This window comes from Pseudomonas sp. B35(2017) (assembly GCF_002113645.1).
GTDB classification, from domain to species: Bacteria; Pseudomonadota; Gammaproteobacteria; order Pseudomonadales; family Pseudomonadaceae; genus Aquipseudomonas; species Aquipseudomonas ekonensis.
In genome coordinates, this window is record NZ_NEIZ01000016.1 from 1 (window position 1) to 15,525 (window position 15,525).

Below are 15,525 nucleotides of genomic sequence, written 5' to 3' on the forward strand. Positions count from 1 at the left end.
TCAAAATTTCTTTTTCAACTTCAACCACTTGCGCTTTCGATCTCTCGTCAGCGGGAGGCGAATTCTACAGCGTTGCACGCTGCTGTCAACACCTCTTTTTCTCCGCTTTCGACCGGGAGGATCGAAACGCCGAAAGGGCCAAACATCACCGCCCTCTTCGACTCCCTCCGGGCTTCGCTGAACTGAAGCGACCCGCTGCCGAAAACTTCGTAACTCGTTGAATCTCAAGGAGTTTTCCGTTTCGACTGCGCCGGAAGTGGGGCGAATTATAGAGAACTGAAATCTGCCGTCAACACCTTTTTCATATTTCTGTCATATCGGTCAAGGCACCCCGAAAACAAGAAGGCCGACCTCTTCGAGGTCGGCCTTCTTTTCCCTCTATTTACAAGCTAGGGAACGCGAACTGCGAGGCTTCATGGCTCGAACGCTGCGGCCAGCGCTGGGTGATCGCCTTGCGGCGGGTGTAGAAGCGCACGCCGTCCGGGCCGTAGGCATGCAGGTCGCCGAACAGCGAACGTTTCCAGCCGCCGAAGCTGTGATAGGCCACCGGCACCGGCAGCGGCACGTTGACGCCGACCATGCCGACTTCGATCTCGTCGCAGAACAGCCGCGCCGCTTCCCCGTCGCGGGTGAAGATGCAGGTGCCGTTGCCGTATTCGTGATCGTTGATCAGTTGCATGGCTTCTTCCAGGCTGTTCACCCGGACGATGCACAGCACCGGCCCGAAGATCTCTTCTTTATAGATACGCATCTCGGGAGTGACGTTGTCGAACAGGCAGCCGCCGAGGAAGAAGCCTTCTTCGTGCCCCGGTACGCTCAGGCCGCGACCGTCGACCACCAGGGTCGCCCCCGCCGCCACGCCGTCATCGACATAACCGCTGACCTTGTCGCGGGCCTGACCGGTCACCAGCGGCCCCATGTCCAGGCCGCAGGAAGTGCCGGCGCCGATCTTCAGTGCCTTGATCTGCGGCACCAGTTTGGCCACCAGGGCATCCGCCACTTGGTCGCCGACGCACACCGCCACCGAAATCGCCATGCAGCGCTCGCCGCACGAACCGTAAGCCGCGCCCATCAGTGCGCTGACGGCGTTGTCCAGGTCGGCGTCCGGCATCAGCACCGCGTGGTTCTTCGCCCCGCCCAAGGCCTGGACGCGCTTGCCGCGCTTGGTGCCTTCGGCATAGATGTATTCGGCGATCGGGGTCGAACCCACGAAGCTCAGTGCCTTGACTTCCGGCGCCTCGATCAGCGCATCCACGGCCGCTTTGTCGCCATGCACGACACTCAGCACACCTTTGGGCAGGCCCGCTTCCAGCAGCAACTGAGCAATCAGCAGGGTCGAGCTAGGGTCACGCTCGGACGGCTTGAGGATGAAGCAGTTGCCGCAGACGATAGCCAGCGGGTACATCCACAGCGGCACCATGGCCGGGAAGTTGAACGGCGTGATGCCGGCCACCACGCCCAGCGGCTGGAAGTCGGACCAGGCGTCGATGTTCGGGCCGACGTTGCGGCTGTACTCGCCCTTGAGGATTTCCGGGGCGGCACAGGCGAACTCGACGTTCTCGATGCCGCGCTTGAGCTCGCCCACGGCGTCTTCCAGGGTCTTGCCGTGCTCTTCGCTGATCAGTTGGGCGATGCGCGATTCGTTCTGCTCCAGCAGTTGCTTGAAGCGGAACATGACCTGGGCGCGCTTGGCCGGCGGCGTGTTGCGCCAGGCCGGGAATGCTGCCTTGGCCGCGTCGATGGCGTGCTGGATGGTTTCGCGGCTGGCCAGCGGCAGCTTGTGGATCGCCTGGCCGGTGGACGGGTTGAACACATCGACCGCGCGACCGTTCTCGGTCACCAGTTCGCCATTGATCAAATGCGGGATAACGCTCATCGGGAACTCCTGAATTTGTCCACAGGCACCCATGGCCGGGTGCCTGCTATTTGTAGGTCTATATAGAGAGAAGAATCAGTCGAGCTTGTTCAGCACGTCGCCGACCGCGTCGAACAGACGGTCGAGGTCTTGCGGCTTGCTGTTGAAGGTTGGGCCGAACTGCAGGGTGTCGCCGCCGAAGCGCACGTAGAACCCGGCTTTCCACAGCGCCATGCCGGCCTCGAACGGACGCACGATGGCGTCGCCGTCGCGGGCGGCGATCTGGATCGCGCCGGCCAGGCCGTAGTTGCGGATGTCGATGACGTTCTTCGAACCCTTCAGGCCGTGCAGCGCATTCTCGAAGTGCGGCGCGACTTCGGCCACGCTCTGCACCAGGTTTTCCTTCTGCAGCAGGTCGAGGGCCGCGATGCCGGCGGCACAGGCCACTGGGTGCGCCGAGTAGGTGTAGCCGTGGGGGAATTCCACCGCATATTCCGGCGTCGGCTGGTTCATGAAGGTCTGGTAGATCTCGGTGCTCGCGATCACCGCACCCATCGGGATGGCGCCGTTGGTGACTTGCTTGGCGATGCACATCAGATCCGGGGTCACGCCGAACGTGGTGGCGCCGAACATGGTGCCGGTACGGCCGAAACCGGTGATCACTTCGTCGAACACCAACAGGATGCCGTGCTGGTCGCAGATTTCGCGCAGACGCTTGAGGTAACCCTGCGGCGGCACCAGCACGCCGGCGGAACCGGCCAGCGGCTCAACGAAGACCGCCGCGATGTTGGAGGCGTCGTGCAGTTCGATCAGCTTCAGCAGCTCGTCGGCCAGGGCGATGCCGCCCTGCTCCGGCATGCCGCGGGAGAAGGCATTGCTCGCCAGCAGGGTATGCGGCAAGTGGTCGACGTCCATCATCGCCTGACCGAACAGCTTGCGGTTGCCGTTGACGCCGCCCAGGCTGGTGCCGGCGATGTTCACGCCATGGTAGCCACGGGCGCGGCCGATCATTTTGGTCTTGGTCGGCTGGCCTTTCAGGCGCCAGTAGGCGCGCACCATTTTCACCGCAGTGTCGGCGCACTCGGAGCCGGAGTCGGTGAAGAACACGTGGTTCAGGTTGCCCGGGGTCAGCGCGGTGATTTTCTCCGCCAGCTGGAACGACAGTGGGTGGCCGTACTGGAAACCCGGCGAATAGTCGAGGGTGCCCAGCTGCTTGGTGACCGCTTCCTGGATTTCCTTGCGGGTGTGCCCGGCGCCGCAGGTCCACAGGCCGGACAGCGAGTCGTACACCTTGCGGCCCTTGTCGTCGATCAGCCAGCTGCCCTCGGCGCCGACGATCAGGCGCGGATCGCGCTGAAAGTTGCGGTTCGCGGTGTACGGCATCCAGTGCGCGTCCAGCTTCAGTTGGCTGGCCAGTGGCGACGACGCGTTTTCAGGCATGTTCATGGGCAAAACCTCGCAGGGCGATAAGCGGCAGGGAGATGAAAGTCGTTGTTGCAGCTACGTTGCCACGCCGATAAAGTCGGTGAAATTCAACTTTTCTAACCTTCAGTTAGAACACCGCTAAACATTGAGCCTTTGAACATGAGCAGCCGCCGCCCCGATCCGCTGGCCCAGGTCAGCGACTTTGACATTCGCTTGCTGCGCATCTTCCGCAGCGTGGTCGAGTCCGGCGGGTTCTCCGCGGCGGAGACCGTGCTCGGCATCGGCCGCTCGGCGATCAGCCAGCAGATGAGCGACCTTGAGCAGCGCCTCGGCCTGCGCCTGTGCCAACGCGGGCGCGCCGGGTTCTCCCTGACCGAAGAAGGCCGGGAGGTCTATCAGTCGGCGCTGCAACTGTTGAGCGCGCTGGAAACCTTCCGCACCGAGGTCAACGGCCTGCACCAGCATTTGCGGGGTGAGCTGATCATCGGTCTGACCGACAACCTCGTCACCCTGCCCCACATGCGCATCACCCATGCCCTGGCGCAACTGAAGGAGCGCGGGCCGGACGTGCAGATCCAGATCCGCATGATCGCCCCCAACGAAGTCGAGCAAGGCGTGCTCGACGGTCGCCTGCACGTCGGCGTGGTGCCCCAGGCCAGCGCGCTGTCGGGGCTGGAGTACCAGCCGCTGTACAGTGAACGCTCGTTGCTCTATTGCGCGGTCGGGCATCCGCTGTTCTATGCGGACGACAAGCAACTGGACGACGAGCGCCTCAACAGCCAGGACGCCATCGCCCCGACCTTCCGCTTGCCGGCTGAGATCCAGGCGCACTATCAGGCGCTCAACTGCACCGCCAGCGCTTCGGACCGCGAGGGCATGGCGTTCCTGATCCTCACCGGGCGCTACATCGGTTACCTGCCGGATCACTACGCCAGCCTCTGGGTGCAGCAGGGACGTCTGCGGGCGCTCAAGGCCGGCAGCCGCTTCTATGACCTGAGCCTGGCTTCGGTCACGCGCAAGGGACGGCGCCCGCATCTGGTGCTGGAGAGTTTTCTCGACAGCCTGGCGGCCACGCGCTGAAATCCGTGCGCCCCAGCGCCATCGCCAGCAGGCTGGCGCCTGCACGGGGTTTATCGCACCAGGTCTTGTCTGGGACGTGCGGGTGCGCTATCAACACCACTGGTTTCCCCAACAAAACCGACCCGGAAGCGCCTATGACCCTTGAAGTCCCAGCCCATGGCGGCAAGCCCGCCAGCCGCATTCGTCAGAAGAACGAAGAGACCATCATCAAAGCCGCCGAAGACGAGTTCGCCCGTCACGGGTACAAAGGCACCAGCATGAACACCATCGCCACCAAGGCCGGGTTGCCCAAGGCGAACCTGCATTACTACTTCACCAACAAGCTGGGGCTGTACGTGGCGGTGCTGAGCAACATCCTCCAACTGTGGGACAGCACCTTCAACACCCTCACCGCCGACGACGATCCGGCCGAAGCGCTGACCCGCTACATCCGCGCCAAGATGGAATTCTCCCGGCGTCAGCCGCAGGCCTCGCGGATCTTCGCCATGGAGGTGATCAGCGGCGGCGAATGCCTGACCGAGTATTTCAACCAGGACTACCGCGCCTGGTTCCAGGGCCGGGCAGCGGTGTTCCAGGCCTGGATCGACGCCGGCAAGATAGATCCGGTGGACCCGGTGCACCTGATCTTCCTGCTGTGGGGCAGCACCCAGCATTACGCCGACTTCGCCACACAGATCTGCCGGGTCACCGGCCGCAGCAAACTGACCAAGCAGGACATGGAAGACGCCGGCGACAACCTGATCCGCATCATCCTCAAGGGCTGCGGCCTCACTCCTTCTATATAAGACGCTTATGCCATTCACCCTCAGCGGCCTTTGCGAATTCCGCGAAGAGATTCGCAAAAGCCGTTTCATCACCTTCGCCGCACCGATCGACAGCCCCGCCGAGGCGCAGGCGTTCATCGAACGGCACAGCGACCTGAACGCCTCGCACAATTGCTGGGCCTGGAAACTCGGCGACCAGTACCGCAGCAACGATGACGGCGAACCGGGCGGCACCGCCGGGCGGCCGATCCTGGCGGCCATCGAGGCCCAGGACTGCGACCGGGTCGCGGTGCTGGTGATCCGCTGGTACGGTGGCATTCAGTTGGGCACCGGCGGCCTGGCCCGGGCCTACGGCGGCGGGGCCAACAAGTGCCTGCAGGCAGCGGCGAAAACCGAGCTGGTCAGTCGCGTGCCGCTGCGCTGCGCCTGCGCCTTCGGCGAACTGGCCTTGGTGAAACTGCGGGTGGCGGAACTCGGCGGGCTGGTGGAAGAGGAAATCTTCACCGCCAACGGCGTCGAATTGCGACTGGCCGTCGGTTCGGCGCAGATCGAGGCACTGCAAACGCAACTGGCCGATTTGAGCCGCGGGCGGATCGTGCTCCAGCGCTGAGGCCCGCCGAGGCACCCTGACCGCTTATTCCACACAGTTGCCCACATCGCCTGTGGGCCCGGCTGTGGATAACCTGAGCACATCCCGCTGTAACCCTTCTGTCATGGGGCTTTGCGGGGTTTGTTCACTTTTCGCCCAATTTGCCGATCGAAAAGCAAATTCCACACTAAAACAATCAGTTAGCTCGGTTTATCACCTTTGGAAGAAAGCCGGGCGGCGCTTATGCCCGGCGTTTGCGCTTGCGCACAAATACTGTGGAGCAACCTGTGGATAAGCCGTTCATGGCTGGCGCAGCCGCCGATCCCGCAAGGTTTCCACTGGCTTGATCGTTTTTTGACCAGCCCACGACGCGCAAAACCTGTGCCGGAGCAACGGCCTCGGCGCCAAGTGGCGTCTGCTCATGCAGCCTTTTGGGGTTGAGCGCTCTGCATCAATGGCCGCCGGCCCCTGCCGCAGCGTGGTTCTGACCAGATGGCCAGGAAACCGCTTTATCCACAGGCAGCACCTGGGCGATTCCCCACGCCAGCTCAAACAGCAGGAAGCCCAGCAACAACGCGCTGGCGCCGTGCACCCAGGCGTAGGCTTGCCAGGTCGCGAAGAGAAACCTCGCCACTGCGTCGTACCGACCGTACAGCGGTTGCGGATCACGGATCCGCAGCACCGCCCATACGCACACCACTGAGCCCAACAGGTTCGCCATCAGCAAGTGCTCCGGGGCAAACGCCGGCAGCTCTCCGGGCAGACCCAGTGCCCGGCCCAGCACCGTCAAACCTTCATGCACCCAGGCAAAACTCCACGGTGTGGCAAACGCCGCCGTCACGATCAGGTCATACCAGGCACTGCCGCGCACCAGGCGGCGATACTGCGTTGAAGTCCACATCGTCCATGCTCCGAACATTCAGGGAGCACTCACGCTAAAGCCTGGAGTATGCTCCAAGGTCAAACACTTTCGGGATGTCCCAGATGCGCATCGGTGAGTTAGCCCAGGTCAGCGCCGTCAGCCGCGACACTTTGCGCTTCTACGAGCAGCGCGGGCTGATCGCCGCACAGCGCACGGCCAACGGCTACCGCGACTATCCGCCGGAGACGGTGCAACTGGTGCTCTACATCAAGACCGCCCAGCGCCTGGGATTCACCCTCAACGAAATCGGCGGCAGCGTCGCCGCGCTGTGGCAGGCGCCCGACCCGGACAGCGCCGTCGCGCAACTGCTGCGCGACAAGCTGCAATTGATCGAAACCCGCATCAACGAACTGGGCGCCCTGCGCGCCGAGCTGCAGCAGCGGCTCGGCCAGGCGTGCCCGCTGAACCCACGAGCCTGAACATTCAAGGAAGCCCTTCATGTCCGCAAAAACCGCACTGATCATCGGCGCCTCCCGAGGCCTGGGCCTGGGCCTGGTGAAAACCCTGCTGGCCGACGGCTGGCAAGTCACCGCGACCGTCCGCGATCCGCAGAAGGCCCAGGCGCTGCAAGCGCTGGGCAAGGTGCGCATCGAGAAACTCGACATGGACGACCAGCAAGCCGTGATCGCCCTCAGCCAGCAGCTCAAGGGCGAGACCTTCGATCTGCTGTTCGTCAACGCCGGGGTCAAGGGCCCCGAGGTGCAGACGCCCGGCGGCGCGACGCTGGCGGAGGTCGGCCAGCTGTTCTTCACCAACGCCGTGGCACCGATCAACCTGGCCCAGCGCTTCGTCGGGCAGATCCGCGACGGCAGCGGTGTGCTGGCGTTCATGAGTTCGGTGCTGGGCAGCGTGACCATGCCCGACGCGCCGGAACTGGCCCTCTACAAGGCCAGCAAGGCAGCGCTCAATTCGATGACCAACAGCTTCGTCACCCAGTTGGGCGAGCAGAAGCTCACCGTGCTGTCGCTGCATCCGGGCTGGGTGAAGACCGACATGGGCGGCGAAGGCGCCGACATCGACGTGGACACCAGCACCCGCGGCCTGGTGGATCAGGTGGATGCGTTCGCCGGCAAGGGCGGGCATCATTTCGTCAACTACAAGGGCGAGACCATTCCCTGGTGATCCCCTGCCCGCTCCCACAGGGCTTTTGGGTGGCCGCAGATTCTGCATTCACCCCAAGCTTCCTGTGGGAGCCAGCCTGCTGGCGATGGCGTCAGTGAGGGCAGCGCATTTGCGGGGGCTGTCCGGTCGGAAGCGGCTTGCCCGCGGCACGGTTTTGCCCGACACTGCGCACCTCGCCCCCGCGGCGACCCTGGATCAGCAGACAGGGCAACACTGAGCTGGCAACCCTGAACCCTACTTTCAGAGGAGCCGGCCACCATGCCTGCGACCCGTATCTGGCTACAGAATCCCCTCGCGATCTTCACCGCCAACCACCTCGACGCCCGTGGCGGCCTGGTGCTGCAGGACGGCCTGATCGCCGAAACGCTCGCCGCCGGCCAGCGACCGTCCGCGCCGTGCGATCAAGTGTTCGACGCCCGTGAGCACGTCATCCTGCCGGGCCTGATCAACACCCATCACCACTTCTACCAGACCCTGACCCGCGCCTGGGCGCCGGTGGTCAACCAGCCGCTGTTCCCGTGGCTGAAGACCCTGTACCCGGTGTGGGCGCGCCTGACGCCGGAGAAGCTCGCGCTGGCCACCAAGGTCGCCCTGGCCGAACTGCTGCTGTCGGGCTGCACCACCGCCGCCGATCACCATTACCTGTTCCCGGACGGCCTGGAGAACGCCATCGACGTGCAGGTGCAGAGCGTGCGCGAGCTGGGCATGCGGGCGATGCTCACCCGGGGCTCGATGAGCCTGGGCGAGAAGGACGGCGGCCTGCCGCCGCAGCAGACCGTACAAGAAGGCCAAGTGATTCTGGACGACAGCCAGCGCCTGATCCGCGAGTACCACGAGCGCGGCGACGGTGCGCAGATCCAGATCGCCCTGGCGCCGTGCTCGCCGTTTTCGGTGACCCCGCAAATCATGTCGGCCAGCGCCGAACTCGCCGACAAGCTCGACGTGCGCCTGCACACCCACCTGGCCGAAACCCTCGACGAGGAAGACTTCTGCCTGCAACGGTTCGGCCTGCGCACCGTGGACTACCTGGACAGCGTCGGCTGGCTCGGCCCGCGCACCTGGCTGGCCCACGGCATCCACTTCAACCCCGACGAAATCGCCCGCCTCGGCGCCGCCGGCACCGGCATCTGCCATTGCCCGAGCTCGAACATGCGCCTGGCGTCCGGCATCTGCCCAAGCATCGAACTGACCGCCGCCGGCGCGCCGCTGGGCCTGGGCGTGGACGGTTCGGCGTCCAACGACGCGTCGAACATGATCCTCGAAGCACGCCAGGCCCTGTATATCCAGCGCCTGCGCTACGGCGCCGAAAAGATCACCCCGGAACGGGTGCTGGGCTGGGCGACCAAAGGCTCGGCGAGCCTTCTGGGGCGCACCGACATCGGCGAGCTGGCGGTGGGCAAGCAGGCCGACCTGGCGCTGTTCAAGCTCGATGAACTGCGGTTCTCCGGCAGCCACGACCCGGTGTCGGCGCTGCTGCTGTGCGGCGCGGACCGGGCCGACCGGGTGATGGTCGGCGGCCAGTGGCGGGTCATCGACGGCCAGGTCGAAGGGCTGGACCTCAAGGGCCTGATCGCCGACCACAGCCAGGCGGCCCGGCAACTGATCGCCGGCGCCTGATCCTCGGGCATCCAGGGTGGGAGCGACGGTATTGCTCCTGCCTTGCGGTGCCTCGACCGACGCCATCGCCAGCTGGCTGGCGCCCAGCGTTTTTGTCCGAGCCGCACGATGATCGCCCGGTCAGGTTTTGCCATCTGTTGCGGCGCACATCTGTAGAATGCCCGCCAACCGCACCTGATGAGAAAAGACCATGTACGACTGGCTGAACGCCCTGCCCAAGGCGGAGCTGCACCTGCACCTCGAAGGCTCGCTGGAGCCCGAGCTGCTGTTCGCCCTGGCCGAACGCAACAAGATCGCCCTGCCGTGGAGCGACGTCGACACCCTGCGCAAGGCCTACGCCTTCAACAACCTGCAGGAATTCCTCGACCTGTACTACCAGGGCGCCGACGTGCTGCGCACCTCCCAGGACTTCTACGACCTGACCTGGGCCTACCTGCTGCGCTGCAAGGCACAGAACGTGATCCACACCGAACCGTTCTTCGACCCGCAGACCCACACCGACCGGGGCATCCCGTTCGAGACCGTGCTCAACGGCATCGCCGCCGCCCTGAAGGACGGCGAGCAGCAATTGGGCATCACCAGCGGCCTGATCCTGAGCTTCCTGCGCCACCTGAGCGAAGACGAAGCGCAGAAGACCCTCGACCAGGCGCTGCCGTTTCGCGATGCGTTCGTGGCCGTGGGCCTGGACAGCTCCGAGATGGGCCATCCGCCGAGCAAGTTCCGGCGGGTGTTCGACCGCGCCCGCAGCGAAGGCTTCCTGACCGTCGCCCACGCCGGCGAGGAAGGCCCGCCGGAGTACATCTGGGAAGCCATCGACCTGCTGAAGATCCAGCGCATCGACCACGGCGTGCGCGCCATCGAAGACGAGCGCCTGATGCAGCGGATCATCGACGAGCAGATCCCGCTGACCGTGTGCCCGTTGTCGAACACCAAACTGTGCGTGTTCGACCACATGTCCCAGCACAACATCCTCGACATGCTCGAACGCGGAGTGAAGGTGACGGTGAACTCGGACGACCCGGCGTACTTCGGCGGTTACGTCACCGAGAACTTCCACGCGCTGCACACCCACCTGGGCATGACCCAAGACCAGGCCAAACGCCTGGCGCAGAACAGCCTGGACGCACGGTTGGTAAAACCCTGACGCCGAAACTGCACAAGCCCGCCTGCCGGCGATGGGGCCATGGCATTCAACCTCTCCGTTGACTGGACATCCGCCATCGCCGGCATTCGGGCTCCCGCACCCGCATCGCCGCTACGCCATCTCCAGCTCGGGCTCGCGGACAAACCGATGGATTTCCCGCTGCCCCGCCGCCGTCAGCTGCAGCGCCCGGGACTCGTTGAGCAGCATCAGCCAGCCCGATTGCATGAACAGCTGGAGCAACGCCGCGCCGAGCGAGCCGCCCATGTGCGGGCGGCGTTCGCTCCAGTCCGGACAGGCGCAGGCCACCTGCACGTTGCGATGGGCCAGGGCCTGGATGAACACGCCCCGGGCCGCCAGTTGCGTGGCCCCCTTGTGGGTGACCGCGACCCGTTGCTCAAGCTGCTCGATCCAGCCGGCATCGAGCAGGCTCTGGTAAAGATCGGCGGCCAGCGTGCCGCCCAGGTGGTCATCGCAAAAGCGCGCGCGCAGCAGCGGCGACGGGGCCGGTCGCGGCCGCAGGATCGGTGCGGTGCGGGTGAGCGCTGGCGGAATGTCCCGGGGGGCGCTGGCGATCGAGGCACTGGCCAGTGCCTCGATCGCGGCCCCGACCTCCGGCGCCGCCAAGCGGAAAAAGCGCTTGCGCCCACGGTTTTCGACCTTCAACAGACCACCGGAGGACAACCGCGTCAGGTGCGCGCTGGCCGAAGACGGCGACAGCCCTGCCAGCAGGGCCAGTTCCTCGGTCTGCCGGGCCGAACCGTCCATCAGCGCCCACATCATCGCGCTGCGCTTGGGATCGGCCAGCAACGCGGCGATCTGGCTGATGCAAGGTGCATGTTCCATGTATTCACTCCCTGTTGAATCGATTCGACTACTGCCCGCGGGCATCTTGACCGGTCAAGGACCGACGGCCAAGGCGCGCCGGCGGCCGTGCAGCGGACCGCTCGCGCAAACGCCCGGGCAGGCACGAGGCGAGCGCTAGTATAAGCGCGATGGTCGCCGCGTCCCGCGCCGGGACGGGCTTGAGTGGTGATTGATCCTGAGGGAAATTTCTCTATTTGCATGCGACTAATGATCAACCGCGCGCAAAGCGGGAAACCGGCTACCCACTTCCGCGCATCGGCTGGCGAGCATCGCCCGCAAAAGGTTCACCGGCTTACTCAACTGAGCGCGATGGGCGCACAGCAGATTCAGCGGAGCCCGCTCACACAGCAGCTCAGGCAGCAGCACCCGCAGGCGCCCGGCCTCGACATCCGCCGCTACATCCAGCCAGGACTTGTAGGCGATGCCCGCCCCCGCCACCGCCCACAGGCGCACCACGTCGGCATCGTCGCTGAAGCGGTCGCCGCTGACGGTCAACCCGACCTCGCGCTTGCCGTCGTGAAAGGTCCAGTGGTCGTGGACCCGGCCGCCGAGCATGTACAGCAGGCAATTGTGCTGCGCCAACTGCTCCAGCTGGCGCGGCTCCCCGCACCGTTTCAGGTAGGCCGGCGCTGCGCACAGCACGCGGCGGTTGTCGGGCGCGACGGGCAGCGCCACCAGGCTGGAGTCTTCCGGCTCACCGTAGCGCAGGGCGATGTCCACCGGTTGCCGGAACAGGTCGGCGATGCGGTCGCCCAGCAACAGGCGCACGGTGAGCCTGGGGTGTTCGCGCTGGAACTCGTCGAGCCACGGCAACAGCAGGTTGCGACCGAAGTCCGAGGGCGCGGACAGCTGCAAGACACCGCTGACCTGATCCTGCCCGCTGGCCAGCAAACGCCGGCCTTCATCCAGGCTGCCCAGCGCCGCCCGGGCGTATTCGAGAAACCCTTCGCCCTCGGCGGTCAGGCGCAGGCTGCGGGTGGAGCGCGCCAGCAGACGCGCGCCCAACTGACGTTCGATGCGCTTGAGCGCCGCGCTGGCCACTGCGGCGGACATGTCCATCACCCGGGCCGCCGCCGACAGGCTGCCCAGGTCCGCAGCCCGCACAAACAGCTGCAAGTCATCGAAACGCAGCATTCCGACCTCGATTATCAAAAAACCATTGAAAGAGACTGTTCTTTTAGCCGGTTTTATCGCGCACCGAAATAGCCAATGATCCACCCCATCGAACACATCACGCTTGCGGAGCCGAACATGTCCCAACCCTTCACCGCCATCGCCACCCTGATCGCCAAACCCGGCCGGCAAGAGGCCCTCGAACAGCACCTGCGCGCCCTCATCGCACCGACCCGTGCCGAGGCCGGCTGCAGCCAGTACGACCTGCACCAGGACCTGGCCAACCCGCTGGCCTTCTACATGATCGAACGCTGGGCCAGCGACGAAGCCCTCCAGGCCCACGACGCCAGCGCCCACATCCAGCATTTCCGGGCGCAGGCCGGCGAGTTCCTCGAACACTTCGAACTCAAGCGCCTGCGCGCCATCGCCTGATCCCTTTCCCTTTTCCCGGAGTCCCTCATGAAAGCCATCGCCTATTACGCGTCCCTGCCGATCAGCGACGAGAAATCCCTGCAAGACATCGAACTGCCGGAACCGGTCCCCGGCCCCCGCGACCTGCTGGTGGAAGTCAAAGCCATCTCGGTCAACCCGGTGGACACCAAGGTCCGCCAGAACGTGGCGCCGGAAGGCGGCGCGGCGAAAGTGCTGGGCTGGGACGTGGCCGGCACGGTCAAGGCGGTCGGCAGCGAGGTGACGCTGTTCAAGGCCGGTGACAAGGTGTTCTACGCCGGCTCCATCGCCCGGGCCGGGGGCAACAGCGAGCTGCATGTGGTGGATGAGCGGATCGTCGGCCACATGCCCACGTCCCTGGGGTTTGCCGAAGCCGCCGCCCTGCCGCTGACGGCCATCACCGCCTGGGAACTGCTGTTCGAACGCCTGCAGATCCGCGAAGGCGCGCAAGACGAAGGCCAGAGCCTGCTGATCGTCGGCGCGGCCGGCGGCGTCGGCTCGATCCTGACCCAACTGGCCAGCCGCCTGACCGGCCTGACGGTGATCGGCACCGCTTCCCGCCCGCAGACCCGCGACTGGGTGAGCGCACTGGGCGCCGACCACGTGATCGACCACAGCCAGCCGCTGAGCGAAGCGCTCAAGCGCGCCGGCATCGGCCACGTGACCCACGTCGCCAGCCTGACCCAGACCGACCAGCATCTGGACCAACTGGTCGAGGCCCTGGCGCCGCAAGGCAAACTGGCGCTGATCGATGACCCCAAGTCGCTGGACGTGACCAAGCTCAAGCGCAAGAGCCTGTCGCTGCACTGGGAGTTCATGTACACCCGCTCGCTGTTCGAGACCGCCGACATGCTCGAACAGCACAAGCTGCTCAACCGCGTAGCCGGGCTGATTGACGACGGCACCCTGAAGACCACGGTCGGCGAGCACTTCGGCCGCATCACCGCCGCCAACCTGCGCCGCGCCCACGCGCTGCTGGAAAGCGGCAAGGCCAAGGGCAAGATCGTGCTGGAAGGCTTCTGATCCGCAGGGCTGACGGTGCCGTCCGACGGCGGGCGGCACCGTCAGTCCGAGAATTGACCCTTGTCACAAATGCGATCGCATTCGGGTCTACAATCGAGACCTCTGCGATGCAATCTTTTACGTACGGGAGGTCAGCAATGAAGATCCTGATAAAAGAAGTGGCAAAGTCCCAGTGGCAAGTCCGTCTTGACCAGCACGCCGTGACCTTCCGCAGCGAGGCCGAAGCCTTGGCCTTCACCCGCACCCTCGAAGCGCGCCTTCACGCGCCCCACCGGATCCCCGACCCCGGCCAGCAACGCGCCGCCGGCTGACCCAAGCGCCTCAGGCCTCGGCCTGCGCCAGCGCCAGCGCCAACGCACGGGCATTCTGCAAACGACGGGTGAACACCGCCGCGCTCACCACCAGCAGTCCGCACAGGCTGATGACCATGGCCATCGGCATCGCGCTGCCGTCGTGCAGCACGCCGACCAGCGCCGCCGCCCCGGACGCCACGCTGAACTGCAGGAAACCGAGCATCGCCGACGCGCTGCCGGCCCGGGCGCCCTGGCCGTTCATCGCACAGGCCGACGCATTCGGCAGGATGCAGCCCAGGCTGGCGATGCAGATGAACAGCGGAATCAGCAGTGGCCACAGCGCAGCGGTATGCAGCGCACTGACCGCCAGCAGCGTCAGCCCGGCCGTCAGGTACACCCAGACCGCACGCGCCAGCAGGAACGCCGGGCCGCGCTTGGCCAGCAGCCGCGCATTGACCTGCGCCACCAGAATGAACCCCGCCGCGTTGGCGCCGAAGAACCAGCCGAAATGCTCGGCCGGGACGCCGTAGAGTTTGATCAGCACGAACGGTGAACCGGCGATGTAGGAAAACATCCCGGCGATGGCGATGCCGCCGGTCAGGGCGTGGCCGAGATAGATCGGATCCTTGATCAGCCGTCCGTACTGGCGCAGCGCGCCGGACAACGGTTGACGCGGCACATGGGCCGGCAGACTTTCCGGCAGGCCCAGCGCCACCGCCACTCCGGCCAGCGCGCTGAAGCCGGTCAGCGCCAGGAAGATCGACTGCCATCCCGTGGTGTTGACCAGCAGGCCGCCGAGCATCGGCGCCAGGATCGGCGCCAGCCCCATCACCAGCATCAGTTGCGAAAAGACCTTGGCCGCGCCCACCGCGTCGCACTTGTCGCTGACCACCGCCCGGGAGATCACCATCCCCGCGCAGCCGCCGAGCGCCTGCACGAACCGCGCGCCGATCAGCCACTCCAGGCTCGGCGCATAGGCGCACGCCAGGGAGGCGACGGTGAACAGGCCGATGCCGGTGAGCAGCGGAATGCGCCGGCCGAAACGGTCAGCCACCGGGCCGTACAGCAACTGGCCGAAGGACAGCCCGAGGAAATACGCCGCCAACGTCAGCTGAACGTGTTTCTCATCGGTGCCGAACGCCTGCGCCATGGACGGGAAGGCCGGCAGATAGAAGTCGATCGCCAGCGGGCCGAAGGCGCTCAAGGCGCCGAGAATCAGAATTGTACGCAGGTTCATCAGGCATCCAGGTCGGGCAAGGTGTCG

The 15,525-nt window shown here is 65.4% G+C and carries 17 protein-coding genes; 11 read left to right on the forward strand and 6 right to left on the reverse strand.

Going from position 1 to position 15,525, the window contains the following annotated elements:
- Positions 1 to 186 (forward strand): hypothetical protein (locus CAG41_RS28760; RefSeq protein ID WP_218192175.1); only part of this gene is annotated, 186 nt, incomplete at its 5' end.
- 196 nt (positions 187 to 382) lie between these two features.
- Here CAG41_RS28760 and CAG41_RS21795 read toward each other — a convergent pair.
- Complete coding sequence (locus tag CAG41_RS21795; RefSeq protein ID WP_085640943.1) at positions 383 to 1,876, reverse strand: CoA-acylating methylmalonate-semialdehyde dehydrogenase; 1,494 nt, start codon at positions 1,874 to 1,876, stop codon at positions 383 to 385.
- Between the two features lie 75 nt (positions 1,877 to 1,951).
- Entirely contained in the window at positions 1,952 to 3,301 is a 1,350-nt protein-coding gene (locus CAG41_RS21800; protein ID WP_085582597.1) for an aspartate aminotransferase family protein, read from the reverse strand.
- Positions 3,302 to 3,439: 138 nt separating this feature from the next.
- On the opposite strand from CAG41_RS21800, the gene CAG41_RS21805 reads away from it, so the two are divergent.
- The 3 genes from CAG41_RS21805 (at position 3,440) to CAG41_RS21815 (ending at position 5,734) form a co-directional block, all read left to right on the forward strand.
- The gene (locus CAG41_RS21805) at positions 3,440 to 4,360 is read left to right on the forward strand and encodes a LysR family transcriptional regulator (protein ID WP_085582599.1); all 921 of its coding nucleotides are present in this window, start codon (positions 3,440 to 3,442) and stop codon (positions 4,358 to 4,360) included.
- Between the two features lie 134 nt (positions 4,361 to 4,494).
- Positions 4,495 to 5,145, forward strand: coding sequence for a TetR/AcrR family transcriptional regulator (locus CAG41_RS21810; RefSeq protein WP_085582601.1), 651 nt, complete (start codon positions 4,495 to 4,497; stop codon positions 5,143 to 5,145).
- Between the two features lie 7 nt (positions 5,146 to 5,152).
- Entirely contained in the window at positions 5,153 to 5,734 is a 582-nt protein-coding gene (locus CAG41_RS21815; protein ID WP_085582602.1) for a YigZ family protein, read from the forward strand.
- A 430-nt stretch (positions 5,735 to 6,164) separates the two neighbouring features.
- Here CAG41_RS21815 and CAG41_RS21820 read toward each other — a convergent pair whose 3' ends face one another.
- On the reverse strand, positions 6,165 to 6,614 hold the full coding sequence (locus CAG41_RS21820; RefSeq protein ID WP_085582954.1) for a hypothetical protein: 450 nt from the start codon (positions 6,612 to 6,614) through the stop codon (positions 6,165 to 6,167).
- Between the two features lie 83 nt (positions 6,615 to 6,697).
- Between CAG41_RS21820 and CAG41_RS21825 the strand changes: the two genes are divergently transcribed.
- The 4 genes from CAG41_RS21825 (at position 6,698) to CAG41_RS21840 (ending at position 10,518) form a co-directional block, all read left to right on the forward strand.
- Entirely contained in the window at positions 6,698 to 7,054 is a 357-nt protein-coding gene (locus tag CAG41_RS21825; protein WP_085582957.1) for a MerR family transcriptional regulator, read from the forward strand.
- Between the two features lie 19 nt (positions 7,055 to 7,073).
- Complete coding sequence (locus tag CAG41_RS21830) at positions 7,074 to 7,757, forward strand: SDR family oxidoreductase (protein ID WP_085634066.1); 684 nt, start codon at positions 7,074 to 7,076, stop codon at positions 7,755 to 7,757.
- A gap of 258 nt (positions 7,758 to 8,015) precedes the next feature.
- Complete coding sequence (locus CAG41_RS21835) at positions 8,016 to 9,374, forward strand: 8-oxoguanine deaminase (RefSeq protein WP_085582606.1); 1,359 nt, start codon at positions 8,016 to 8,018, stop codon at positions 9,372 to 9,374.
- Positions 9,375 to 9,564: 190 nt separating this feature from the next.
- Complete coding sequence (locus CAG41_RS21840) at positions 9,565 to 10,518, forward strand: adenosine deaminase (protein ID WP_085582608.1); 954 nt, start codon at positions 9,565 to 9,567, stop codon at positions 10,516 to 10,518.
- A gap of 111 nt (positions 10,519 to 10,629) precedes the next feature.
- On the opposite strand, the gene CAG41_RS21845 is transcribed toward CAG41_RS21840, so the two are convergent.
- Entirely contained in the window at positions 10,630 to 11,361 is a 732-nt protein-coding gene (locus tag CAG41_RS21845) for a helix-turn-helix transcriptional regulator (protein ID WP_085582610.1), read from the reverse strand.
- Positions 11,362 to 11,586: 225 nt separating this feature from the next.
- Complete coding sequence (locus CAG41_RS21850; RefSeq protein WP_085582612.1) at positions 11,587 to 12,516, reverse strand: LysR family transcriptional regulator; 930 nt, start codon at positions 12,514 to 12,516, stop codon at positions 11,587 to 11,589.
- A gap of 117 nt (positions 12,517 to 12,633) precedes the next feature.
- On the opposite strand from CAG41_RS21850, the gene CAG41_RS21855 reads away from it, so the two are divergent.
- The 3 genes from CAG41_RS21855 to CAG41_RS28675 all read left to right on the forward strand — a co-directional run bounded on the left by CAG41_RS21855 (position 12,634) and on the right by CAG41_RS28675 (position 14,279).
- On the forward strand, positions 12,634 to 12,927 hold the full coding sequence (locus CAG41_RS21855; protein WP_085582959.1) for a putative quinol monooxygenase: 294 nt from the start codon (positions 12,634 to 12,636) through the stop codon (positions 12,925 to 12,927).
- A gap of 27 nt (positions 12,928 to 12,954) precedes the next feature.
- Positions 12,955 to 13,968: a zinc-binding alcohol dehydrogenase family protein gene (locus tag CAG41_RS21860; RefSeq protein ID WP_085695308.1), complete on the forward strand. Its 1,014-nt coding sequence runs from the start codon at positions 12,955 to 12,957 to the stop codon at positions 13,966 to 13,968.
- A gap of 137 nt (positions 13,969 to 14,105) precedes the next feature.
- On the forward strand, positions 14,106 to 14,279 hold the full coding sequence (locus CAG41_RS28675) for a hypothetical protein (RefSeq protein ID WP_170929978.1): 174 nt from the start codon (positions 14,106 to 14,108) through the stop codon (positions 14,277 to 14,279).
- 10 nt (positions 14,280 to 14,289) lie between these two features.
- Here the strand turns inward: CAG41_RS28675 and CAG41_RS21865 are convergent, their stop codons facing one another.
- Positions 14,290 to 15,498 carry a multidrug effflux MFS transporter gene (locus CAG41_RS21865; RefSeq protein WP_085640939.1) on the reverse strand — a complete coding sequence of 403 codons (1,209 nt, stop codon included), beginning with the start codon at positions 15,496 to 15,498 and terminating at the stop codon, positions 14,290 to 14,292.
- Positions 15,499 to 15,525 lie beyond the last annotated feature (27 nt).